Annotated in this window: 1 protein-coding gene; it reads left to right on the forward strand. The window is 75.6% G+C overall.

From position 1 onward, the window contains the following. Positions 1 to 1,576: tetratricopeptide repeat protein (locus DQW06_RS16610; protein WP_157983462.1), on the forward strand; the 1,576-nt coding region annotated here is incomplete at both ends.

Genomic DNA, 1,576 nt, shown 5'->3' on the forward strand with positions numbered 1-1,576 from the left:
CCCACCGACCCCTACGCGGCCGACCCCGCGCCCATCCCCCGGCGCGACACCCAGCGCTACGAGTCGGTGCGCCTGTTCGTGACCCGCGCGCACGCCGCGCGCGCCGGGTTCGAGATGACCAGGGAGAACTCCGGTTACATCGCGGAGATCTGCCGGATGCTGGACGGCATGCCGCTGGCGATCGAGCTGGCCGCCGCACGGGTGCGGGTGCTGTCGGTGCAGCAGATCCTGCGCCGCCTGGACGACCGCTTCCAGCTGTTGACCAGCGACGGGTCGGAGGACCTGCCGCCGCGCCAGCGGACGCTGCGCGCGGTCCTGGAGTGGAGCCACGAACTGCTCACCGAGCCGGAGCGGCTCCTGCTGCACCGGTTGTCGGTGTTCTCCACCTGGTACCTGGAGGCCGCGGAGGACGTCTGCTCGGGCGAGGGGGTCGATCCCGCCGACATCCTGCCGCTGCACTTCTCCCTGCTGGACAAGTCGCTGGTGGTGATGGACGCCGAGGTCGACGGCACCACCCACTACCGGCTGACCGAGACGGTGCGCGCCTACGCCGCCGAGCACCTGGCCGACAGCGGCGGCGAGGACGACCGGTGGGAACGCTACCTGCGCTTCTGCGTCGCCCGTCTGGAGGAGTGGGCCAAGAGCTGCTGCGCGCCGATGCCGTGGGGGGAGCGCCTGGGGCACCTGCGGCTGCTCGACCACCACCGGGAGAACCACGCCCGCGTGGTGGACTGGGCGCTCTCGCGCGGACGCGTGGACGAGGCCCTGCGGGTGTGCGTGGCGCTGCGCTCCTACTGGATCGTGCGCGACCTGGCCGCCGAGGGCAGCCGCCTCCTGGAGCGGGCGCTGTCCACCGACTCCGACGCGCAGTCCCCCCACCTGCGGGCGCGCGCCCTGGCCCTGCACGCCGAGCTGCGGCTGGACCTGGACGCGGCGCCGCGCGTGTCCACCCTGGCCCTGTGCGCCCTGGAGTCGGCGCGGGCCTGCCGTGAGGCGGGAGCCGCCGCCTCCGCGCTGGCCACCCTGGCGGCGCTGTGCCTGCGCACCGGCACCCTGGACGAGGGCCAGGAGCACGCCGAGCGGGCCGGGGTGTGGGCCTCCCAGGTCAGCGACCCCATCACCGAGGCGGCCACGCTGGACGTGCTGGCCCAGCTGGCCCGCCGCCGCGGCGAGGCCGAACGGGCCACGGCCCTGCTGGAGCACAGCGTCGCGGTGGCCGACAACCTCGGCGACCGCTGGAGCGCGGCCCGCGCCCTGCACGGGCTGGGCTCGATCGCCGCCGAGCGCGGCGACTTCACGCGGGCGCGGGAGCTGTTCTCCGACGCCCTGTCGGTCTTCGGCGAGCTGGAGGCCGCCCCGGCCACCGCGCACTGCGCCCGGGAGCTGGGCCGCCTGTACCTGGCCGAGGGCGAGACGCTGCTCGCCCGGGAGCCCCTGGCGACGTGCCTGCGGGTGAGCTTCACCTCCGGCCGCAGGCTCGCGGTGGCCCGGGCCCTGGAGGCGCTGGCGGAGCTGGCCCTGGCCGAGGAGGAGGCCGAGCGGGCCGCCGCCCTGGTGGGGGTGGCCGCCGATCTGA

This window comes from Nocardiopsis sp. TNDT3, assembly GCF_003427465.1.
Classification (GTDB): domain Bacteria; phylum Actinomycetota; class Actinomycetes; order Streptosporangiales; family Streptosporangiaceae; genus Nocardiopsis; species Nocardiopsis dassonvillei.